Consider the following 21,996-nt stretch of genomic DNA (forward strand, 5'->3'; position numbering starts at 1 on the left):
GGATTAGTTCCTATTTAGGCAGTTTAAGTCGCTAAAAGCAGTCTGAAGACGCTTAACCATGCTCTCCTCGCCACTTCTTAGCCATTTCCTTGGATCATAGTATTTTTTATTTGGCTTATCATCGCCCTCTGGGTTGCCGATCTGACCTTGCAAGTATGCTCTATTTTTGGCCTCATATTCACGCACGCCGTCCCAGAAAGCCCACTGCGTATCAGTGTCAATGTTCATCTTGATAACGCCGTAACTTACAGCATTTTTGATATCTTTTAGCTCGCTGCCACTTCCGCCGTGAAATACAAAATTTACTGGCTTATCGCTTTTTGTATTAAATTTCTTAGCGACATAGGCTTGTGAGTTTTTAAGAATTTCTGGTCTTAGCACGACATTGCCTGGTTTATAAACGCCGTGAACGTTGCCAAAACTAGCTGCAATGCTAAATTTATCACTTATCTTACTTAGTCTTTCATAAGCAAGCGCGACGTCCTCTGGCTGGGTGTAAAGAAGTGCGTTATCAACGCTTGTATTATCTACGCCATCTTCTTCGCCACCAGTAACGCCTAGCTCGATCTCAAGGCTGATACCAAGCTCGCTAAGCTCTTTTAGATACTTCTCGCACGTGCTTAAATTTTCGTTGATATTCTCTTCGCTAAGATCAAGCATATGAGAGCTAAAAAGTGGCACGCCGTGAGTTTTTTTATACTCATGACTTGCTTTTACTAGCTCATCTATCCAAGGCAAAAGCTTTCTAGCAGCGTGGTCAGTGTGTAAAATGACTGGCACGCCGTAAGCCTTGGCAAGCAGATGAACATGCTTTGCTCCAGCGATCGCACCAAGAACGGCTGCATTTTCGCAGGCTTTACCAGCGTAAAAACCTGCACCGCCATTACTAAACTGAACGATAACAGGCGAGTTAGCAACCTTTGCCGCTTCTAAAACAGCATTTACTGAGTCGCTGCCTACGACATTTACAGCAGGTATTGCAAAACCTTGCTCTTTGGCATAAGCATAAAGTTTTGTTACATCATCTCCGCTTAAAACACCAGGTTTTACGATATCTAAAACGCCCATTTTATCCTCCAAATTTTATTTGTATTCTATCTTTGCTTTTTGGCGTAGAGCTTCACTTTTTTGTCTAACAGCAGCTTGGAATTTCTCCATTTTTACAGCTTGCTCGATCTCTGGTTTTGCTTGTTCAAAGCTTACAGTGCCAGCAGCTTTGCCATCTTCTTTTAAGATAACGTGGTAGCCAAACTGAGTTTTAACTGGCTTAGTTGAAACTGTGCCATTAGCCATTGAAAATGCTGCGTCTGCAAAAGGTTTTACCATTTGGCTTTGACCAAACCAGCCAAGCTCGCCACCGTGTGCTGCTGAGCCTTTGTCGATTGATTTTTGGCTTGCTAGCTCTGCAAATTTCTTAGTTAGAGCCTCGCCTTTTAAATTTTTAAGTTGAGCGATGATGTCATTTGCTGTTTTTTCATCTTCAACTAAGATATGTCTTGCTCTTGCTTGAGCTGGTTGGTTCATGCTAGCTTTGTTTTTGTTGTAAAAGTCTCTTAAATCGCTATCGCTTACTTTTATGCCGTCAAATAGTTTTCTCATATAAAGCTCAACTGCGATGCCTTCTTGTGCAGCTTTTACAGCCTTGATGTAATCAACATCTTTTTCAATGCCTGTCGCTTTTGCGTCTTTTAAAAGAAGTTTTCTGTTGATTAGATCGTCGATTATACGTTTTTTCTCATTTGGTTGAAGCTTGCTAGCGTCAAAACCTGGCATAGCTGCTGATAAAAGCGCTGAGATATCGCTATCGTTTATAGCATCGCCATCAACTGTTGCAACTACTGCTGCGTTTAAAGTGACAGCTGCAGCTAAACTTAAAACTGCTGGAAACAAAATTTTTTTCATATAAATCCTTTAAAAAATTGATTTTATGGGCAAAATTATATCAAATAATGCGGTAACTTTTCGTTTAACTTGTAATTTTAGGTAAAATAGCCAAATGAGAACAAAAAAAGATATTTTAGAGATAAAAAAAAGGCTTTTAGAAGAGTTTAAAGACGCCAAAAGCGAGCTTCAGTTTAGAAATTTATATGAACTTCTTGTCTGTGTCATGCTCTCAGCTCAGTGCACAGACAAAAGGGTAAATTTGATCACACCTGCCCTATTTGAGGCATATAAAGATGTTTTTGAGCTAGCTAGCGCAAATTTAGCCAGTCTAAAGCTCATGATAAACTCATGTAGTTTTTTTAACAACAAAGCCGTAAATTTAATCAAGATGGCAAACAGCGTGGTTGAGCTTTATAACGGAGAAATCCCACTTGATGAAGAGAAGCTAAAAGCCCTTGCTGGAGTTGGGCAAAAGACCGCTCACGTCGTGCTTTTAGAGGCAACAAATGCAAACGTAATGGCAGTTGATACGCATGTTTTTAGAGTATCACATAGACTTGGCTTAAGCAGCGCAAAGACGCCAGAAGTGACTGAAGAGGATCTAAGCCTTGCCTTTAAAACTGATCTTGGCAAACTTCATCAAGCGATGGTTCTTTTTGGGCGCTACACTTGCAAGGCTAAAAAGCCGCTTTGTTTTGAGTGTATATTAAGCGATCTTTGTAAGAGCAAGGATAAGATGATATAGATAAAATTTGCTAGAAATTTCTAGCAAATTTTAGTTTTTTAGGAGTTATATTTTTTAACGATACCGCGAACGACTTTTTCTATAAAAAGCGCAGAAGCTACTTCACAGTGCTCTCTTGTAGAGTGAGGTGAGTAGATGTTTGGTCCAATAGAACATGCACTAAGACCTGCTTTTTTCTCCAAAAGCACTCCACACTCAAGGCCAGCATGCACAGCTGTTATCCTTGCATTTGGCTTATAAATTTTAAGCTCTTCTAAGATATCGTTTGCAAATTTATCATTTATAGGTTTCCAAGCTGGGTTTCTATCTTTTGAAATGACGCTAAAGCCAACCGCTTTTGCAAGCTCAGAAATTTCAAACTCCATTCTATTTAAGCCGTCTTTACTCATTGACCTTGCAAAAAACTCCACTTCAAGCGTGCCGTCGTCTTTGATCTTTGCAAGTGAGAGATTAACGCTATCTTGCGGTATGCCTAGCTCGCAGTTATAGGCTCTTACACCTTGTGAAAATGAGTTGATAAGAGCTAAAATTTTCTCGCCGTTTTCTAGAATTTCATCACCTGTGCCAAGCTTTTTCACGCTTAAATTCTCACACTCGCTCTTTAGCTCTTTATCACTTAGAACCAGCGCAGTTGCGCCGCTTGGGATAGAGTTGCTTCGCTCGCCACCTTCAAATTTAACAAGTTTGCAGCCATTTTTAGTCACAAATGCCGCCAAAACCTTGATCGCATTTGGGATATTTTTATGTATCTCGTTGCCAGAGTGTCCGCCAGGAAGTCCGCTCACTTTTACTTCATAAAGCGTGCTCTCTTTTGTTTTTTTGCTATTAAGAGCTATAGTGGCAAATAAATTTACACCGCCAGCGCAGCCGATAGTGACGCGGTCGTCCTCTTCGCTGTCTAAATTTAAAAGCTTATCGGCTAAAAGATTGCCGCTAAAGCCAGCAGCTCCGACCATGCCGACCTCTTCGTTGTTTGTAAAGAGGCACTCTATGTCGTCAAATTCGCTTATCATCTGCATCATGATAGCCACGCCTATGCCGTTATCGGCACCTAAAGATGAGTTTTTAGCCCTCATGTAGCCATCATCGCCATAAACTATCTCGATCTTTGGTGCATCGCCCATGCAGACCATATCGTAGTGACTTTGCAAGCAAATTTTTGGTTTGCCTTTAAATGCATGAACGTTGCCAAAGCTATCGACCACGACCTCACAGCCCTTATCTTTTGCATAGCTAGCCAGAAAATCACGCATCTTATCAGTCTCATAACTGCAGTGCGGTATCGCCGCAAGTGTCTCAAATTTCGCTAAAACTTCGCTCTTTGACATATTTGCCTCCTTTAAATTTATTTTATCTCGCCCTTATAGCCAGTCGCATCGACCGCCTTTAAAAGCTCTTTTTCATCGACCTTGTCATCTGCTATAACGACAGCTTTTCGCTCTTTTAGCGATACATCTGCCTTTTTTACGCCCTCAACGCTAAGTGCGGCCTTTCTTACTATCGCTGTGCAAAGCGGACAGTGCATGCTAGGTACTGAAATTTCTATCTTTTTATCAGCGTAGCTTGCAGCCACCAAAAGGGCTAAAACTAAAATTTTACGCATAAATTTCTCCTAAAAGCTCTGGATATGTAAGGAGTAAAAGCAAAATCACTCCAAAAAGTATATATATAAGTATCCATTTTTTCTTTTTATAGCTTAGGTTGCAGCTTTTTGGCTTGTAAAATAAAGCCACACCTGAGATCACAAAGCAAATGACCGCCACGACGCTTAAAGGGACGCGGTACTCGTATAAATTTTGTGTCCAAGATAGAAAAGAAAAAGATGTGCCAAAAAGCAAGAAAAGAAGTGCCGGCAAGCAGCACAAGGTAGCGCCAATAGCACTACCTATGGATGTTAGTATCAGCCAAAAGGCTCTCATTTTAGCTCTGTTGAGACGTAGTAGTAGCTAAATTCTTTTGGCGAATAGTAGTTTTGTGTGTTGCCATCAACCTCAGCGTATGGATAGCCAAAGTTGTTTAGCGGAGTTTGCTCTGGGGTTGGCTTTAAGATAAAGTCACGTCCGTAGTTAAAGCCTATCCAGCACATCTCCCAGTTGCCAAAGCAATAATCTCTAACAGCTTTGATCTTAGCATCGTCGTTTGTTAATTTCTCGCCTAGTCTTACCTTTGTAACGTCAGCTGGATCAACTGGTATCCAACCATATCCTTTTAAGTAAAACTCAGCCCTACAGTGCTGTCCGCCTGAAATTTTAGCCACGCCATCTTTTGCGCTACCCATCTGGTCTGAAAATCTAGACTGACCAACCCTGATACCAAAAATTTCTCTTGCTGGGATGCCAACTGATCTGCAAAGTCCCACAAAAACTGAGTTTATGTCGGTGCATTTGCCAACTAGTTTGCCACTTTCTAGTATTGCTTTAACGTCGCCTGTGCCACATCCAAGGATGCTGTTATCGCGCTGCATAGTGTTTGCAACCCACGTATAGATCGCTTTTGCGCGCTCCAAGTCGCCTTTAGTATTGCCGATAATCTCTAGCGCTTTTGCTCTTACGACGCCGTCAGTTGGGATGTGTGAAGTTGGTTTTAAAAACTCCAAAATCGCAGGATCGACCTTCTCGTTTGGATCGTAATTTACCTTGCTAAAGTCGGTATTGCGCTCTGTTGTTTGGATTTTAAACTGGATATTTAAAATAGGTCTTTGCTCATTTTCTTCAAATTCGCCATACATTGTTGGTATTAGCGTGTCTGAGATATAGACGTTTTTAGCGGTTGTGTTTATAACGTAGTCTTGGGTTAGTTGCTGATAAGTGGTGCTTAGTGGGAGCGGTAACCAAATTCTCGAGCTTTTGCCCTTTTCAAGAAGCTGGTGTTTGAAATTTACGTCGAAATTTCTAACTACTGGGTTTGCTGGCTCGTCGCTAGCTAGAGTGACACTTGGAAGCAGACTTGCTGCACCTAAAAAACTACTGAATTTAAAAAAATCTCTTCTTTGCATAAAATGCCTTTTTGCTTAATCTTAGCCAAACTTGGCTCTAAAACTGCCTGCTATTCTAGCATAAAATTTTTATTTATGATAAAATCCGCCACATGAAAAAGATTATATTTTTAGGCTTTATAGCGCTATTTTGCAATGGTTGTCTTTATATGAATGAGCGTGGAGTTTCGACGCAATATTATAATGATTGTAAAGAGTATTATGACGCGACTGGCACCTATCAAAAAGAGTGTCCGCACAACATCGTCGACTGGAAATAGCGTGGATCTTAGCAAATTTAACGAGCAGCAAAAGCAAATTTTAAATAAAATAGAAAATTTAGCAGATTTTGATTGCGAATTTAGCCTTAGTGAGAGTGTAAATGTCAAATTTAAAGAGCTGAACGCTGCGAGCAAAGATGAAATTTACAACCTCGCCCTTAGCCTAAAGCCTTGGCGAAAAGGGCCATTTTTACTTGATGATATATATATAGATAGCGAATGGCAAAGTTTTATTAAATTTAATATCCTTGCCCCACACCTAAATTTAGCTGGCAAAAGTGTGGCTGACGTGGGTTGCAACAATGGATATTATATGTTTAAGATGCTTGAGTACGGCCCAAAAAGCATAACTGGATTTGATCCTAGCGTGCATACATATTTGCAGTTTGCTTTTTTAAATAAATTTATCCGCTCAAATATCGCTTACGAGCTTCTTGGAGTAGAGAGCTTGCCAGAGTTTGGAGCGAAATTTGACACCATTTTTTGTCTTGGCGTGATATACCACAGAAGCGATCCTATAAAGATGCTAAAAGAGCTAAAAACCGCACTAAATCCTGGCGGCGAGCTATTTTTAGACACGATGTATATAGATATGGATGGTGACTTTGCCCTAAGCCCAAAAGATAGATACTCCAAAATTCCAAATATCTACTTTGTGCCAACGCTTAGCGCGCTTCAAAACTGGTGCGAGAGGGCTAAATTTAAGGACTTTACCCTGCTTGATACAAAGACAACTGATCTAAATGAGCAGCGAAAAACGCAGTGGATAGATGGCGAGAGTCTTGGAAATTTCTTAGACCCAGCCGATAATACAAAGACCATCGAGGGCTACCCAGCTCCAAAAAGAGCCTACGTGAGAGTTAAAATTTAAGGATAAATATGGCAGATGAAAATATTTTTGAAGCAAAAGACGAATCACAAATAATCCTCCCAGAGGACGAAAACCCGCTAAGAAACGAGATAAAAACAGCACCTCTAACAAAGCTAAATTTTAGTGGAACGGCATTTTTGCTTGAGAAAAATCACGCAAAAACTAGATTTTTTACCACGGCTGATATGGTAAGCGACGCAGAAGGGCTCATACATAGCGGTTTTGTCTTCATGGGAGCAAACTACGCAGCACTTTTAGCTATAAATGAAGAATTTTGCGTCAGTATCGGTGCTAGGATAAATTTCTTTGGACCGCTCAAGCTTGGCGATGTGGTCGAATTTGACGCACAAGCAAGGTTTGAAGAGAGCAGAAAAAGAGAGGTAAAAGTGATAGGCTATGTAAAAGAGATCAAGATCTTTGAGGGCGTCTTTCAGCTAGTCACACTTGAAGAGCATATCTTTGTCACTCAGCAAAAAAATATCCAAAAAGAAGCCGCCATAAGACAAAAGAAAGAGCGCGAAGAGGCGCAGGCTAAAAACAACGGCTAAATTTAACTGATGAGATATAAATTTCTCATCTTTTAACTTCAAATAAACTCAAATTTTTAAAGACAAATCTTATCTCATTATCTTATTTTGGTAAATGATCGGTAACAATTTTTTTAAATTTTAGTGAAATTTAAGCTATAAAATTAATTTTCTATGATAATATCCTTTCAAAACATTTTTATCAAAAGGAGATTTAGATGAAACTTACAAAAGTTAGCTTAGCTGCTTTGGTTGCTTTAGGTGCATTTTCAAGTGTTGCAAGTGCAACTCCACTTGAAGAAGCTATAAAAAACGTAGATATTTCAGGATATGCTAGATATCGTTATACAAATGATCATTTCAAAACTTCATATCCAAAAAGCATAGTTAAAGATAGTGATGCTGGTCATGTTTTTAGAATGCAAACAGCATTTAAAGCTGCGATAGACGATAACTTCTTTGGTGTTTTAAATTTAAGGTACCAAGCAAAAGATAACTCTGGTGATGGTGTTACAGCTGGTACTGATAAAACAAACACAACTGGATCATTTGGTGTATACGAGATGTATCTGGGATATAAAATAGGCAACACTACCGTTACAGCTGGCAAACAACTTATAAAAACATTCTATGACGATGGTGATATAGCTGGTACTGGTCTAAAAGTGGTAAATACTGATGTACCTGGTCTTACTTTAACAGCAGCAGCTTATGATGCATTACAAAGTGATGGCTACGAAGTAGATGGTCCATTACTAAGCACAATGGCAAGCGGTCTTAGCGATGCTCCAGGTAACCTTTATTATTTAGGTGCAGCTGGCAGCTATGATCCAGTATCATTTAAAGCAGCTATTGCAAATATTCAAGAATTTGCCACACTTTATGGTGCCGATGCGGGTGTTAGCTTTAATGTAACTGATGATATAAATCTAAACCTAAAAGGTCAATTTGTTCATAATGACTCAGACCACAAAGATGTAGCTGATGCAAATTTCTGGGCAATTCAAGCTGGCACAAAACTATTTGGAGCTAAACTTAATGCTGGCTATTTAGACTTTGATGCTAAGAACAAAGACAATAATAAAATTTCTTTTGTAACAATTGATGCAAACGGCGAACTTATCAATCCAACTAAGATCTTAAATGGTGTTATGTCTGGAAGCAAACAATACTACAATAACATCAAAGGAAACAACGACTACTGGTTTGTTAATGCTGGATATGATATAGATAAATTTGGCTTTGGTGCTGGATATACTCAAGGTAAAGGCACAAGTTATGCGCTTGGTGAATTAAGAGCAAAAAGAAGCGAATGGTCTCTTGATGCTAGCTACAAATACAGCAAAAAACTTACATTCCTTTCTTGGTATGCAGCTGCTAAAGACAAAAAAGACGGTGCAAGCTTTAAACAAGATCGTATCAGATTTGAAGCAAAATATAGCTTCTAAAAACATTTATCCGAGCGAGCTTTCGCTCGGATCTTCTAAACTTCTCAATACTTAATCAAAATCAGCAAATATAACTAATAAAATTTATATAATGCCAAACAAAAAAGGCAAAAAATGTATCTTTTCTCTCTCATCACACATCTAATTTGCGCCATTATATTTATAGGATATGTATTTTTTGATGTTTGCATATATCCATTTGCCAAAAAAACGATAAGTCCACAAACTCTTGAAGCTGTCAAAAAGGCTTACACAAAAGGCAGTGCAAAGGTTTTTGGCACGGCATTTTTACTACTTTTGATAAGTGGATCATATATGGCAAAGGACTATCTTGGAGGCGAACATGGTTGGTGGCAGAGTAACTTTCAAAAGCTTTTACTAGCAAAGATCGCGGTTTTACTTCTAATGTGTCTTATCACCTTCATCTCTGTTTTTAATGTCACTATCTTAAAAAAGCCAGATCCATTTGGTAAATTTTCACACCTCATAGCACTTGTGCTTTGTCTGACAATGGTCATTCTGGCAAAACTTATGTGGTGGCTTTAGCAAAATTTGGCTGTAAATTTAAAGCATAAAATTTACAGCCAAGCTTAAATAAATTTAGTCTATGCTCTTTAGCTTATCTTTATTTAGTCCCTCTTCTATGCGCTTGATCTCCTCGCTTCCATCTCTTACGACACTTTTATCGTATTTTAGATACTCATCTATCTTTTTTGGATATTCGACGTGAGTTAGGATAAATTTAAAGACATTTAACCTCGCTTCTTTTTTATTATCACTTGAGACGATCACCCACGGCGAGATGCTATTGTGAGAGGCTAGCAGCATCGAGTATTTGGCGATGGAGTACTGATCCCAAAGCTCTTGCGCTTTTTGATCTACTGGAGAGATCTTAAACTGCTTTAGCGGGTCATTTAGACGCTCTTTGAAGCGCTTTTTTTGCTCCTCTTTTGTGATCGAGAGGTAAATTTTAAAGAAAATGATGCCTGAGTTTATGATCATCTCTTCAAATTTTGGCACCTCGCGCAAGAACTCTTTATGCTCAGCCTGCGTGCAAAAGCCCATCACTGGCTCAACCCCAGCTCTGTTGTACCAGCTCCTATCAAAGATCACTATCTCGCCAGCGCTTGGCAGATGTGTTACATACCTTTGAAAGTACCACTGCGTCTTCTCGACGTCGCTTGGTTTTGTAAGCGCCACAATACGGCAACCGCGCGGATTTAGATGCTCTGTTAGGCGCTTTATCGTGCCGCCCTTGCCAGCCGCGTCTCGACCCTCCATTAGCATGAGCACCCTAAGCCCCTTGTCTTTGACATGATTTTGGAATTTTAAAAGTTCTATCTGAAGCAGCCTTAGCTCTTCTTCGTAGCCAAGTTTATCGCTCTTTTGGTGCTTTTTATCTTTTGACATCATCGCTCCTTTTGAAAATTTCACGCTTTTTCACGATTTTACTATAAAATAGAATAAATTTAAGAATTTAGACTAAAATCATCTCTTTTAATTTAGCAAGGATTAGCATGTTTTTTAAATTTATTTTCTCTCTCATTTTGTTTGCAGGCTCGCTTTTTGCCGAGGTTCTAGACGTTAGTAAGGCGTTTGTTTTAAGCCCAAGTATTGATGAGCAAGGCGCGGAGATCAAGTTTAAATTTGGCGAAAATATCTACCTTTATAAAGATAGCTTTGAGGTCAAGTTTGGCGAAGAGAAGATAAACAGCCTCTTAAATATGCCAAAGAGCGAAAACACCGGCGAATATGAAATTTACCCAAAAGATTTTTCGCTGTTTATCCCATTAAATTTAGTAAAAGAGCATCTTAAAAACGGCAGTGCTAGGCTAAATTTAAGCTATCAAGGTTGCGCTAAAAATGGCATCTGTTACCGCCCGCAAACTAAAATTTATGACATCTTTGAGAAATTTGGCAAATTTAGCATCATAGCCTTTGAAAAAGAGCAAAAAGACGGAACAAATCCTGAATTTACAGAGCTTTCAGAAGATCAAAGTATCGCAAATGAGCTAAGTAGCAAAAACTTTTTCATCTCGCTTGCGACATTTTTTGGCTACGGTCTCTTGCTCTCGCTCACGCCTTGCGTCTTTCCGATGATACCGATCTTATCAAGCATCATCGTCTCAAAGGGCGGCAGCCTAAATGCCAAAAAAGGCTTCTTGCTTTCGCTAGTCTATGTCGTTGCGATGAGCCTTGCTTACGCGCTTGCTGGCGTTGGGGCAAGTCTGCTTGGCTTTGGCATAGCAGGGGCTCTGCAAAACATCTACGTGCTTGGCGCATTTGCGGCCATTTTTGTCATCTTAAGCTTTAGTATGTTTGGCTTTTACGACATCAAACTGCCCTCAAAATTTGAAAACCTAATCAGCAAAAAGTCACAAAACAGCTCAGGCCTCATCGGCGTTTTCTTCATGGGCTTTGCCTCAGCGCTCATCGTCTCACCTTGTGTGGCAGCACCGCTAGCAGGCGCACTTCTTTACATCGCGCAAAGCGGAGATGCCATTTATGGAGGCATCATGCTCTTTGTTATGGGGCTAGGCATGGGCGCACCGCTTCTTGTGATAGGGCTAAGCTCTGGCAAACTCCTGCCAAGACCTGGCGACTGGATGGATGAAGTTAAAAAACTATTTGGCTTTTTGATGCTCATCATGTCCGTTTGGATCCTAGCACGCGTGCTTGGAGCGTTTTTTGAGCTACTTGGTTATGGCGTCATAGGCGTCTTTGCGACCATTTATCTTGGAGCGTTTGAGGCAGCAAATAGCGGCTGGGCTAAATTTAAAAAAGCACTTTGTGTGCTAGTTTTTATCTACTCGCTCATGCTAATACTTGGCGCATTTTTGGGCTCAAAAGATGCCTTTTCGCCGCTTTCTGGGCTAAATTTAGCCAAAAACGAGAGCGAACTAAATTTCAAACAAGCTAGAAATTTAAACGAGCTAAACGAGATGATAAAAAGCTCAAGCAAGCCAGTACTTGTGGATTTTTATGCCGACTGGTGCGCGAGCTGCAAAGAGATAGAGCATATCACTTTTAAGGATGCTGGCGTGAAAAATGCTTTGGCAAATTTTATGCTTATTCGCATCGACGTGACAAGTGGTGGGGCACAAAACGATGAGATGTTAAGAAATTTTGGACTCATCGATCCGCCTGCACTTCTACTTTTTAAAGACGGCGAAGAGCAAAAATCACTTAGAACGATCGGCTTTATAAATGCTAAAAATTTCATAGCAAAGCTTGAAAAAATTTAGACTACAAAGGCAAAATTTGGCTGGAATTTTAAATTTATCAGCCAAATTTCTCTAGGCTTTGCAGACCTTGTAACTAACTAGAAAAGTAGTAAAGAAATAAATTTGAGCTATCAAATTTATATCATGCGGAGACGTGAGTAAAATCGCAAAGCCAAAATTTGCAAATTATCTTAAATTTATCAAATTTTAAAAATATCAGCGAATTTGGTTTGGTTCTAGGATAGTAAAACAACCGAAATTTAATCAAATTTCACTCATCTCACGCACAAACAAGACCACGAGATCAAAAAACTTCTGTCAAGTTTGCAATTTAAAACATCTCAGCAAATAGACAAAATTATTCAAATAAATTTAAAATATCAAGTTTGCAGTAAATTTAACCAATAACAGGGCTTGAGTGAGCTAGACCACAAAATCAAAAACAAAAAATCAGCCAAACCATTACCCAAATTTATAAATTTAGAACTTGCTCTGCCGTAGCAAAAACGCCCAAGTAGAGCAAATTTAGGCTCATTTGCCAAATTTAGCTAGCGCTCTTTGGTAGTCCTCTTCACTATCGATGCCGATACTTTGACTTTCAACCTCTAGCATCGCTATCTTTTTGCCATTTTCTAAGGCACGCAGCTGCTCTAGTTTCTCGGTGTTTTCAAGGCTTGAAGGCAAGAGGCCGCAAAACTCTTTTAGGCTTTTTACACTGTATCCGTAGATGCCAAGGTGCGCCTTGTAGCTTTTGCACTCGCTTCTGTTAAATGGTATCCTTGATCTTGAAAAATAAAGCGCATAGCCCTCAAAATCGGTCACCACTTTGACTAAATTTTTATCATCCGCAAACTCATCGTCCATCTTTTTGTAGCACGAAAACATGAAGGCATTTTGCCTATTTTGCTCGCAAAAAGCCCTAAATTTAGCGATATTTTCAGGCTCAATAAATGGCTCATCAGCCTGAACATTTATGATGATCTCGCTCTCGCTTAGCCCCAAAATTTGCGTCGCTTCGTTTATCCTGTCAGTGCCACTTTGATGATCTTTGCTAGTTAGCACCGCTTTTATGCCGTGGGCCTTGGCGATATCAAGCACGCTTGGCTCATCCACCGCAACCGCCACATCATCCACGCCGCTTACTCTAAGAGCCGTCGCCACAAACATCGGCACGCCGTTTATCTCTTTTAAAATTTTATTACTAAACCTTGTTGAGGCAAGGCGGGCTGGGATGATTATCATCGCTCGATCCATTCTAGGACGCACTTTTCGATCTCGTCCTCTTTTATGATATTTTTATGTAAAATTTTCGCACTAAATAGCGAGTTTATCGAGCTTGGCACGCTGTCATTTAAGATTTTAGCAGTCTTTGCGAGCGCATCTTTTTCATCTTTTGTATCTTTGATCTGGCACGCCTTGATCATGCTTGGCGTAAATTTCACCCAGTGCGCGGTCGATGTGATGACGTTTATACGGCCAGCATCCACCATCTTAAAGCAAGTAGCCGTATGCGGATCGATCGCGTAGCCGTCCTTTGCGAGCTTTGCGATATATGCCTCGCACTCCTTATCGTCGCACCAGCTAGCCTCAAAGTCCTCTTTTAGCGCTTCAAGCTCTTGCTTGCTAAGTTTATAAAATTTATTTTTGGCTAAGCTTTGCATGAGTTCATTAGTTCGCTCGCTTCCAAATTTATCAAATAGCAAGCGCTCGACGTTTGAGCTGATCAAAATGTCCATGGCTGGGCTTATCGTTTTAACCAGCTTTTTGTCCCTTAGATCGTAAACGCCGGTGGTGAAAAACTGCGTCAAGATGTTGTTTGCGTTTGAGGCGATCTTGATCTTGCCGATCTTTGCGCCCATTTTTTTAGCGTAATACGCCCCAAGCGCGTTGCCAAAATTTCCACTTGGCACGATGATGTCAAAGCTCTCGTTTGCTTTAAGTGCCTTTTGTTTTAGCAAATTTGCGTAAGCGTAGGCGTGGTAGATGATCTGAAAGAGAATTCTGCCAAAATTTACCGAGTTTGCCGCGCTTAGTTTAAGGCGTTTTTTCTTAAGCTCGGCCTTAAATTTATCATTTGCAAGCAGCGTTTTTAGCGCTCTTTGAGCGTCATCAAAGTCGCCTTTTATGCCAAAAACCTTTAAATTTTCACCTTGCATGGTCTGCATCTGAAGCTTTTGTACCTCGCTCGTGCCGCCATCTGGATAGAGGCAAACGACCTTGATATTTTCGTCGTTTGCAAAGGTTTGAAGTGTCGCAGGGCCTGTGTCACCGCTAGTTGCGCACATGATAAGGTATCTTTCGCCCCTTTCCTTTGCTAGCTGACTAAGCAGCGAGCCAAAGGGCTGAAGCGCCATATCCTTAAATGCCCTTGTTGGACCGTGATAGAGCTCATTTACGTATAAATTTTTATCTATTTTTTTAAAAATGACTGGGTGCTTTGGATCATCAAAGCTTGCATATCTTTTGACCGCCTTTTTAAAAAACGCCTCAGATACATCAAATTTAAATAGCGAGATGATGTGAAGTGCGAGCTTTTCGTAGCTTAGGCTTGAGAGCTCTTGCCACTTTGCCTTTGTGATCTTTGGTAGCTTCTTTGGCGCGTAAAGTCCGCCGTGAGCGGAGCTTGGGCTAAGCATGGCTGTGCTTAAATTTACATTTTTTACCTTTTCATCTTTTACGCTTCTAGTTGGTGTTAGTCTCATTTTTTGCCTTTTTTGGTTGATTTTTTTATCCAATTTTCATATTTTTTAAAAACATCTTTTGGCTTAAGTGCCAAAATTTCTGGGGTTTCGTAGCTGTGGTGCTTTTTTATAAATTTAGCTACTTTTTTAAATTTCACGTCCGTTTTTATGAGTAAAATTTGCTCTTTTTCATCACAAAGCTTCTCTTGCCAAAGATAAATGCTCTTTGTGCTAAAGCTACTCACGCAAGCTGCAAGTCCCTTTTTCACGAGCTTTTTGCTTAGCTTTTTTGCCTCTTTTTTCTTTGCGACTGAGGTGATTAAAATTCTCATTTTGATCTAAATTTTCCTTTTAAAAAGTGGCTCATTATAACAAAATGGGCTTAAATTTGCTGCGCCAAAACCTTTTTAAACTCCTCGCTTAGCGTAACTTCAAGCGTGATAAGCGATACTCTCAGCCCAAAATCCTTTGCCTTTACATAGTCCTTTTGCGTCATCAAAAGCGAGGTAGCGCCGTAGGTTTGTAAAATTTCGCTTAGCTCTTCTTTTGAGAAGTCGTAGTGATCAGGGAAAAAGACCTGCCCCACGCACTCGCTAAAAAATGCTTCAAGGCGGGCTGGGTTTGCTATGGCGGTTACTAGCACCATTTTTTCGCTTTTGTTTAAAATTTCGCTCTTTCTAAAGTGAGTTTGCCCTTCACGTGCGATAAAATCACCAAATTTATAAAAGCTAAATGGATATCTATAAGCCCCGCTTGGCAGGCAAAGCTTTAGCTTTGGCTCTGGGTTTGGACGCACCAAGATGTCAAATTTGGCTATATCAAATTTAGAAAATCCATCGTCTAGTAAAATATACTTTGCGCCGTGAGTTTTGGCGTAATTTATCGCTATTTTTCTATCTTCACTAACGATGACGTTTGCGTTTTTGATGCTTGTGGCATATATCATCGCCTCATCGCCGCTCGCTGCTACGTCAAGTAAAATTTCTCCATCCCTTGCGACAACTTGCATACCTTTGCTCTTTCTTTTATAGCCTCTAAGAATGATAAAAGCGCCTTCGAAATTCTTAGCGATAGCAACGCAAAGTGGGGTCTTGCCGCTTCCTCCAAGGGTTAAGTTTCCAACGCTTATTATCTTTATACCAAAGTCTTTTTTATGCGCGCTAAATTTCTTATAAATAACGACTAGAGCGTAGATAAGACTTAGTGGCAGAAGTAAAAATGCTAGTAAAATTTGAAAGAAATTTGGGCGAAAGAAGTAGTCATTCGCCCAAGAGTGTAAAAGGATGTTAAATTTCTTAAACACGAGATTTAGAAATTTCTTTTACTGTGCTGCAGATGTATTGCACCTCTTCGTCGCTCAAACTATGATATATAGGTAGCGACAGGACTTGTTGATACGCTTTTAGAGCATTTGGGAAGTCATTTACTTTAAGCGAATATTTATTTTTATAATAGCTTAGCAAATGTATCGGTATGTAGTGCAGCGAAGTGTGAATTCCACGCTCCAAAAGCTCTCTAGCAAAGCTGTCGCGGTTTTTATTTATCTTGATGATGTACTGAGTGTAGATGTGCTCGCGTTTTTTGACTGGAGTTGTGATGTTGTGACACTCTTTAAGTTCTTTATCGTAAATTTCAGCGATCTTTTTTCTACGCTTTATAAGCTCGTCTGTCTTTTCAAGCTGAGCGATAGAAAATGCCGCATTTATCGAGTTTATGTCATATTTTAAACCGATATCAACAACGTCGTAGATGTAGCTTAAACTACCAAATTTATCTATACCATTTACAAGGGCATAGTTACGAAGTAGTTTTGCTTTTTTATAGACCTCTTCGTCATTTGTCGTGAAAAATCCAACTGTTGAGATAGGATTTTGCACGCGCGAGTTTGTCTGAAAGCAGGATAAAAACGAGTCTGAACCAACCTTTTTGCCATTATATGTTAGTCCTATGCCTCGGTTTGCATCATCTAAAACGACGATGCCATATTTTTCGCAGATAGCCTTTATCTCATCAAGCCTAGCGCTTTGTCCAGCGATGTGTGAGATAAAAGCACATTTTAGTTTTTTGTGATTTTGCTCTTTTAGCACCTTTTCAAGGGCTTCTGGGCTGATATTAAAGTCCTCTTCATCGATATCGACAAAGATAGGCTCGGCATCAAAATGTCTAACAGCCTGAGCCACGCTAGGGAAGGCATTTACTGAGCAGATGACCTTATCGCCACGCTTAGTGTCCATCGCGCTTAGGGCTAGATGGTGCGCTGCTGCGATGTTATTTGTAGTGACAACAAATTTAGCACCAAAGTACTCTTTTAGCTTTTCTTCAAATTTAGCAACTGTATCAGTGGCATTTTCAGAATGCAAAGCCTCTTCGATAAGCTCACTCTCACGCTCAGTGATAGTTGGTTTGTAAAACGGAATTTCTCTCATCTTTAATCCTTTAAATTTTCACTATCAACGGCATTTGTCGTTTAAACCTGTTTGACACAACTCTATTTTCTATATCCAAGACCGCTTTTAATCCAAACTTTTTGATGGCTTGCTCCTTGTTATTTTCTAAATTTTGTAAAATCTCGTCGATAACAGCATAGCTGTAACCTATGTCGCCCTCATCGCTTTGTCCATCCCAAAGATCAGCTGAAGGTGCTTTTTTGATAAAATTTTCATCAACACCAAGATGTTTTGCAAATTCAAAAATTTCACTCTTATAAAGCTCCCCGATAGGATTTATCGCGCACGCCAAATCCCCAAATATCGTGCCATAGCCAAGCATAAGCTCACTTTTGTTGCTTGTGCCGATGACTAGAGCGTTTATACTAGATGAATAATCATAAAGCAAGCTCATTCTAACTCTAGCTGCTAAATTCCCTTTTCTTAAATTGCTTAAATTTGCATCTATCGTTTCGCAAAAGGCATTTAAAATGCCCTCTATGGATAAAACCTTGTATTTTATGTTTAGTTTTTCGCATAAATTTAAGGCATCGTCCATATTTTGTCTGTTTGATGATGCTGTTGGCATGATGAGTGCATGAGTTTCATCTGGCTTTGCTCTCGCACAAAGCGTCGCAACCACAGCAGAATCAATACCGCCGCTTACGCCTAATAGTAGTTTTTTACCTTTAGTTTTATCTTTTAAGCTAAAAACTAAGGTTTCTTCTATTTTTTGATACCCCTTCATTGTCCCTTTGCCTAAATTTGCTTCCTTCTGAAAAGATTATACTAAGTAAATTTAAAATTTTTCTTTAAGTTTAAGTAAAAAGATGTAAATATTTAAGAAATAATAAATTTAAGGTAAAAAATGAGAGTAATGCACAAAAGTTTTGGCGATTTTGGGACAAATTGCTACATCGTCACAAAAAATGGCTCAAGTTTAGTGATAGATCCAGGCGATGGGGCAAAAGAGTGGGTTTTGCAAAATGCACAAAATTTAAAGGCGATACTTTGCACTCATGGGCATTTTGACCATATTTACGACGTGAGCGAGCTAAAAAATGAGCTAAAAATCCCAGTTTATATCAATAAATTTGATGCTTTTATGTGTGAGAGTGACATTTTTGGCTATATGAAAAACACCTTTGTGCCAGATGTTTTAGCTCAAGGCGATGAGAGCTTTGCGGTGGGTGACTTTTCTTTTAAATTTCACCATTTTCCAGGGCATACACCAGGTTGCTCGATGATAGAGATAGAAGACGCGATCTTTAGTGGGGATTTTTTATTTAAAGGTAGCATCGGGCGCTGGGACTTTCCATTTTCAGATAAAAATGAGATGCTAGAAAGCTTAGAAAAATGCAAAAATCTAAAGGGCGACTTCGCACTTTATCCGGGGCACGGCGAAAGCAGCACGCTAAAAGCCGAGCAACAAGAGCTTGATAGGTGGATAGAGATCGTAAGAAGGTCTTAAATTTTTAGGCGCGGCTAAATTTTAAAATTTATACTTTTAAGCTTATAAGATGATATAGCAAGCGTGTATTAAGAAGTGTTTAGAGGCTTAAATTTATAAGTTAAAAGAGCAAGGCAAGTTGCCCTGCTCTAAGAGTTTTACTCGACTTCAGCGTCTATAACGTCGTCGTCTTTTTTGTTATTTCCGCCGTTTGCACCAGCGTTTTCATCTTTTTTATACATAGCTTCTGCTAGTTTGTGGCTAGCTTTGCTTAGAGCTTCTACCTTTGCGTCGATCTGCTCTTTTGAAGAGTTTTCATCTTTTAAGACCTCTTTTAGATCATTTAGTGCGGCTTCGATGTTACTTCTATCCTCAGCTGGGACTTTCTCGCCAAGCTCGCTCATGCTCTTTTCAGTTTGATGAACTAGTGCATCGGCTTGGTTTCTAGCCTCAACTGCGTCTTTGCGCTTTTTATCCTCTTCTTTGTGAAGCTCAGCATCTTTTACCATGCTATTTATCTCATCTTCGCTAAGGCCGCTTGATCCTGAGATAGTGATGTTTTGGGCTTTGCCAGTCGCTTTATCTTTTGCTGAAACGGTTAAAATTCCGTTTGCGTCGATGTCAAATTCAACTTCTATTTGAGGCACGCCTCTTGGAGCTGCTGGGATGCCCTCTAAGTTGAAGTTACCAAGTGATTTATTATCCCTTGCAAACTCACGCTCACCTTGTAAAACCATGATAGTAACGGCACTTTGGTTATCTTCAGCAGTTGAGAAGACTTGGCTTTTCTTAGTTGGTATAGTTGTACCTTTTTCGATGATCTTAGTCATCACACCACCAAGTGTCTCGATACCAAGGCTAAGTGGAGTAACGTCAAGAAGTAGAACATCTTTAACGTCGCCTTTTATAACCGCACCTTGGATCGCAGCACCGATAGCCACGACTTCATCTGGATTTACACTCTTATTTAGCTCTTTGCCAAATGCCTTTTTAACCTCTTCTTGAACAAGTGGCACACGAGTTGAACCACCGACCATTACGACCTCTTTGATGTCGCTCTTGCTTAGACCTGCGTCTTTGATGACTTCATTTATCTTAGTGATAGTCTCGCCCACAAGTGAGTCGATCATGCCTTCAAATTTAGCGCGAGTTAGCTTTTTGACAAGGTGTTTTGGGCCAGTCGCATCAGCTGTGATAAATGGTAAATTTATCTCAGTCTCTTGAGCTGAGCTTAGCTCTTTTTTAGCATTTTCAGCTGCTTCTTTCAAGCGTTGAAGCGCCATGATATCGCCTTTTAGATCGATACCAGTTTCGTTTTTAAACTCACTTACTAGCCAGTCGATGATCTTGTTATCAAAGTCATCACCACCTAAGAATGCGTTACCGCCAGTTGCCAAAACTTCAACGATATTATCGCCAGTTTCAAGCACTGTAACGTCAAATGTACCACCACCTAGGTCATAAACTAAAATTTTCTCAGCCTCTTTTTTATCAAGACCATACGCAAGTGCCGCAGCTGTTGGCTCGTTGATGATACGAAGCACGTTTAGACCTGCGATAGTTCCAGCCTCTTTTGTAGCCTTTCTTTGGCTATCGTTAAAGTACGCAGGCACAGTGATAACCGCGTCTGTTACGCTCTCGCCAAGATATGCTTCAGCATCTTCTTTTAGTTTGATAAGAATTTTTGCTGAAATTTCTTGCGGAGTATAGACCTTACCAGCGATCTCAACCGCGCAAGCGCCATTTCTATCTACGACGTGATATGGCAAGCGAGCCTTTGCCTCTTCAGCATTTTTTTCATTGCTCATCAAACCCATGATACGTTTGATAGAATATATCGTTTTTTCAGGGTTTGTAACTGCTTGACGTTTTGCGACGTCGCCTACTAGAATTTCACCCTTGTCTGTAAAAGCAACAACAGATGGAGTTGTGTTTTTACCCTCTTTGTTTGGGATAACCTTGCTCTCACCGCGCTCAAAAACGCTCACACAAGAGTTTGTTGTACCTAAGTCTATACCTATAACTTTTGACATATTTTTCCTTTATTAGATTTATTTTTTAAATTTAGTTTGCCACACTGACCATAGCTGGGCGCAAAACCCTGCCATTTATCATATAGCCTTTTTGTAAAGCTTGCACGATCTGACCGCTTTGCTTCTCCTCGCTATCGACCCTTAAAACAGCATTATGCACATTTGGATCAAACTCGACATCAGTTGCGATCTCGCTCACGCCATGCTTTTCAAAACATTTCTTAAACTGATTTATCGTTATCAAAATGCCCTCTTTGATCTTTTTAGCAAATTCATCATCCTCTGGGTCAAAATTTGCAGCGATCTCGAGCGCATCGATGACTGGTAGCAAGTCCCTTGCAAATTTCTCATTTGCATAGCTTGCAACGTCTGCTTTCTCTTTTTCATAACGCTTTTTGATATTTTCAAACTCAGCATTTGCTCTGTAATATTTATCAGTGATCTCGCCAAGCTCTTTTTCGAGCTTCTCCACTTTTGAGATGTCGCCAAGTGCATCTAAATTTACGCTATCGCTAGCTGCCTCTTGCATAGGCTCGACCTCAGGTAGATTTTGCTCTTTTACCTCTTCGCTCACGCGGCCTCCTTTATTAGATTTATAAATTTCACATAATCAGTATAAACACTGCCAGCACAGATCATCTGCGCCTCGCTACCAAGGTAGTTTGCTTTAAATTTAAGCCCCATGTAATTTTCATCAAACATAGGAGAAAATGTAAGCTTTTCGTCCATCTGCAAGCTAAAACTTGGGTCAAAAACCATCTTAAAGTGTCTATCCTTAAACATATCAAAGGCTAAAATTTCATTTTCTTGGAAGTAAATTTTAGTCCTCTTAAGCTCTCTTATCTTGTTTTTTAGTTCGCTTAAGCCAACTTGAGAACATATAAGCTCAAGCTTGTCTAAACTAACTCCGATAAGGTTGTTTAAAAATTTATACATCCTAGCGTCAAATTTGATGACGATCTCATCGCCACTAAAATTTAAAACCAAATATCTATCATTTAAATTTAAAATTTCTAGCAACTCCTTATCGATCGTGCCAAAAATCATACAATAAAGCTCAAACTCATCACAGAGCATCTTTAAGCTTCTTGGGTCATTTATCTCTAAATTTATGTCGCTCTCAGTAAAAATTTCACTCCAATATCTTCTCATCGCAGCGATAGTTGGGATCCTGCCGCCACTTATGTGAAGCTTTGTGATCTCGCCCTCATCTGAAAGCTTTTTAAAATAAACACGTATCGTCGATGCTGGTATCGCCATGCTCATACGAGAGCCAAGCTCGTTTGAGCCAATAGGCGCATTGTCCTGCAAATAGGCTTCAATGATAGAATTTAGTATCAAATCGCGTTTATTTGTTTTACTCACTTTTAGCACTCTTTCTTTTTAATTGCTAAGCGGATTATACAACTTTAGTTTATCAATGTCAAGTATATAAGTTAAAAAAATTTATTT

General features: G+C 39.7%; 24 protein-coding genes. 8 read left to right on the top strand and 16 right to left on the bottom strand.

The features are described from left to right. Nucleotides 1-3 precede the first annotated feature (3 nt). A complete protein-coding gene (gene fbaA / locus F3G76_RS02510) occupies nt 4-1,068 on the bottom strand; it encodes a class II fructose-bisphosphate aldolase (RefSeq protein WP_009294115.1) in 1,065 nt (354 codons plus the stop codon). Nucleotides 1,069-1,083: 15 nt separating this feature from the next. Continuing rightward, complete coding sequence (locus tag F3G76_RS02515; protein ID WP_103605945.1) at nt 1,084-1,902, bottom strand: peptidylprolyl isomerase; 819 nt, start codon at nt 1,900-1,902, stop codon at nt 1,084-1,086. Nucleotides 1,903-1,996: 94 nt separating this feature from the next. Between F3G76_RS02515 and nth the strand changes: the two genes are divergently transcribed. Then, complete coding sequence (nth, locus tag F3G76_RS02520; protein ID WP_107805312.1) at nt 1,997-2,629, top strand: endonuclease III; 633 nt, start codon at nt 1,997-1,999, stop codon at nt 2,627-2,629. Between the two features lie 38 nt (nt 2,630-2,667). Here the strand turns inward: nth and F3G76_RS02525 are convergent, their stop codons facing one another. The 4 genes from F3G76_RS02525 to F3G76_RS02540 are packed head-to-tail and all read right to left on the bottom strand — an operon-like array spanning nt 2,668 to nt 5,624. Continuing rightward, a complete protein-coding gene (locus F3G76_RS02525; RefSeq protein WP_149705827.1) occupies nt 2,668-3,957 on the bottom strand; it encodes a M28 family peptidase in 1,290 nt (429 codons plus the stop codon). Nucleotides 3,958-3,974: 17 nt separating this feature from the next. Next, on the bottom strand, nt 3,975-4,232 hold the full coding sequence (locus F3G76_RS02530; RefSeq protein ID WP_009294141.1) for a heavy-metal-associated domain-containing protein: 258 nt from the start codon (nt 4,230-4,232) through the stop codon (nt 3,975-3,977). Beyond that, nucleotides 4,225-4,548, bottom strand: a complete 324-nt coding sequence (locus F3G76_RS02535; protein ID WP_009294140.1) for a hypothetical protein — start codon at nt 4,546-4,548, stop codon at nt 4,225-4,227. The genes F3G76_RS02530 and F3G76_RS02535 overlap by 8 nt, the downstream gene beginning before the upstream one ends. Further along, a complete protein-coding gene (locus F3G76_RS02540) occupies nt 4,545-5,624 on the bottom strand; it encodes a transglutaminase-like domain-containing protein (protein ID WP_149705828.1) in 1,080 nt (359 codons plus the stop codon). The genes F3G76_RS02535 and F3G76_RS02540 overlap by 4 nt, the downstream gene beginning before the upstream one ends. Before the next feature lie 92 nt (nt 5,625-5,716). Here F3G76_RS02540 and F3G76_RS10420 point away from each other — a divergent pair, with 92 nt between their 5' ends. From F3G76_RS10420 to F3G76_RS02560, 5 genes are all read left to right on the top strand, one after another. Then, a complete protein-coding gene (locus F3G76_RS10420; protein ID WP_002942642.1) occupies nt 5,717-5,884 on the top strand; it encodes a hypothetical protein in 168 nt (55 codons plus the stop codon). 1 nt (nt 5,885) lies between these two features. Further along, entirely contained in the window at nt 5,886-6,755 is an 870-nt protein-coding gene (gene cmoB, locus F3G76_RS02545) for a tRNA 5-methoxyuridine(34)/uridine 5-oxyacetic acid(34) synthase CmoB (RefSeq protein WP_262974841.1), read from the top strand. An 8-nt stretch (nt 6,756-6,763) separates the two neighbouring features. Further along, a complete protein-coding gene (locus F3G76_RS02550; RefSeq protein ID WP_087580924.1) occupies nt 6,764-7,303 on the top strand; it encodes a thioesterase in 540 nt (179 codons plus the stop codon). A gap of 197 nt (nt 7,304-7,500) precedes the next feature. Continuing rightward, nucleotides 7,501-8,730, top strand: a complete 1,230-nt coding sequence (locus tag F3G76_RS02555) for a major outer membrane protein (protein ID WP_149705830.1) — start codon at nt 7,501-7,503, stop codon at nt 8,728-8,730. Nucleotides 8,731-8,844: 114 nt separating this feature from the next. Beyond that, nucleotides 8,845-9,276 (top strand): trehalose-6-phosphate synthase, encoded by a 432-nt coding sequence (locus F3G76_RS02560; RefSeq protein ID WP_149705831.1) that lies wholly within the window; start codon nt 8,845-8,847, stop codon nt 9,274-9,276. A 54-nt stretch (nt 9,277-9,330) separates the two neighbouring features. Here the strand turns inward: F3G76_RS02560 and ppk2 are convergent, their stop codons facing one another. Further along, nucleotides 9,331-10,140: a polyphosphate kinase 2 gene (ppk2, locus tag F3G76_RS02565; protein WP_002942696.1), complete on the bottom strand. Its 810-nt coding sequence runs from the start codon at nt 10,138-10,140 to the stop codon at nt 9,331-9,333. A gap of 107 nt (nt 10,141-10,247) precedes the next feature. Here ppk2 and dsbD point away from each other — a divergent pair, with 107 nt between their 5' ends. After that, nucleotides 10,248-11,975 carry a protein-disulfide reductase DsbD gene (dsbD, locus tag F3G76_RS02570; protein ID WP_149705832.1) on the top strand — a complete coding sequence of 576 codons (1,728 nt, stop codon included), beginning with the start codon at nt 10,248-10,250 and terminating at the stop codon, nt 11,973-11,975. A gap of 510 nt (nt 11,976-12,485) precedes the next feature. Here dsbD and kdsB read toward each other — a convergent pair. The 6 genes from kdsB to F3G76_RS02600 are packed head-to-tail and all read right to left on the bottom strand — an operon-like array spanning nt 12,486 to nt 17,809. After that, the gene (kdsB, locus tag F3G76_RS02575) at nt 12,486-13,196 is read right to left on the bottom strand and encodes a 3-deoxy-manno-octulosonate cytidylyltransferase (protein ID WP_149705833.1); all 711 of its coding nucleotides are present in this window, start codon (nt 13,194-13,196) and stop codon (nt 12,486-12,488) included. Continuing rightward, entirely contained in the window at nt 13,193-14,656 is a 1,464-nt protein-coding gene (thrC, locus tag F3G76_RS02580) for a threonine synthase (RefSeq protein WP_149705834.1), read from the bottom strand. Before thrC ends, kdsB begins: the two co-directional genes overlap by 4 nt. Further along, nucleotides 14,653-14,967 carry a divalent-cation tolerance protein CutA gene (gene cutA / locus F3G76_RS11075; RefSeq protein WP_149705835.1) on the bottom strand — a complete coding sequence of 105 codons (315 nt, stop codon included), beginning with the start codon at nt 14,965-14,967 and terminating at the stop codon, nt 14,653-14,655. The genes thrC and cutA overlap by 4 nt, the downstream gene beginning before the upstream one ends. Nucleotides 14,968-15,017: 50 nt before the next feature. Beyond that, nucleotides 15,018-15,938 (bottom strand): tetraacyldisaccharide 4'-kinase, encoded by a 921-nt coding sequence (locus F3G76_RS02590; protein ID WP_149705836.1) that lies wholly within the window; start codon nt 15,936-15,938, stop codon nt 15,018-15,020. After that, nucleotides 15,931-17,061, bottom strand: coding sequence for a DegT/DnrJ/EryC1/StrS family aminotransferase (locus tag F3G76_RS02595; protein WP_149705837.1), 1,131 nt, complete (start codon nt 17,059-17,061; stop codon nt 15,931-15,933). The genes F3G76_RS02590 and F3G76_RS02595 overlap by 8 nt, the downstream gene beginning before the upstream one ends. A gap of 10 nt (nt 17,062-17,071) precedes the next feature. Next, a complete protein-coding gene (locus tag F3G76_RS02600; protein WP_148802862.1) occupies nt 17,072-17,809 on the bottom strand; it encodes an NAD+ synthase in 738 nt (245 codons plus the stop codon). A gap of 120 nt (nt 17,810-17,929) precedes the next feature. Here F3G76_RS02600 and F3G76_RS02605 point away from each other — a divergent pair, with 120 nt between their 5' ends. Then, entirely contained in the window at nt 17,930-18,532 is a 603-nt protein-coding gene (locus F3G76_RS02605; RefSeq protein ID WP_149705838.1) for an MBL fold metallo-hydrolase, read from the top strand. A gap of 137 nt (nt 18,533-18,669) precedes the next feature. Here F3G76_RS02605 and dnaK read toward each other — a convergent pair whose 3' ends face one another. From dnaK to F3G76_RS02620, 3 genes are read right to left on the bottom strand one after another with little or no spacing between them, the layout of a single operon-like run. After that, nucleotides 18,670-20,544 carry a molecular chaperone DnaK gene (gene dnaK, locus F3G76_RS02610; protein ID WP_103558619.1) on the bottom strand — a complete coding sequence of 625 codons (1,875 nt, stop codon included), beginning with the start codon at nt 20,542-20,544 and terminating at the stop codon, nt 18,670-18,672. A gap of 31 nt (nt 20,545-20,575) precedes the next feature. Continuing rightward, complete coding sequence (gene grpE / locus F3G76_RS02615; RefSeq protein ID WP_149705839.1) at nt 20,576-21,118, bottom strand: nucleotide exchange factor GrpE; 543 nt, start codon at nt 21,116-21,118, stop codon at nt 20,576-20,578. Continuing rightward, complete coding sequence (locus F3G76_RS02620) at nt 21,115-21,909, bottom strand: HrcA family transcriptional regulator (RefSeq protein ID WP_149705840.1); 795 nt, start codon at nt 21,907-21,909, stop codon at nt 21,115-21,117. The genes grpE and F3G76_RS02620 overlap by 4 nt, the downstream gene beginning before the upstream one ends. Nucleotides 21,910-21,996: the final 87 nt, after the last annotated feature.

Origin of the sequence: Campylobacter concisus, assembly GCF_902460575.1 — a bacterium.
GTDB classification, from domain to species: domain Bacteria; phylum Campylobacterota; class Campylobacteria; order Campylobacterales; family Campylobacteraceae; genus Campylobacter_A; species Campylobacter_A concisus_AW.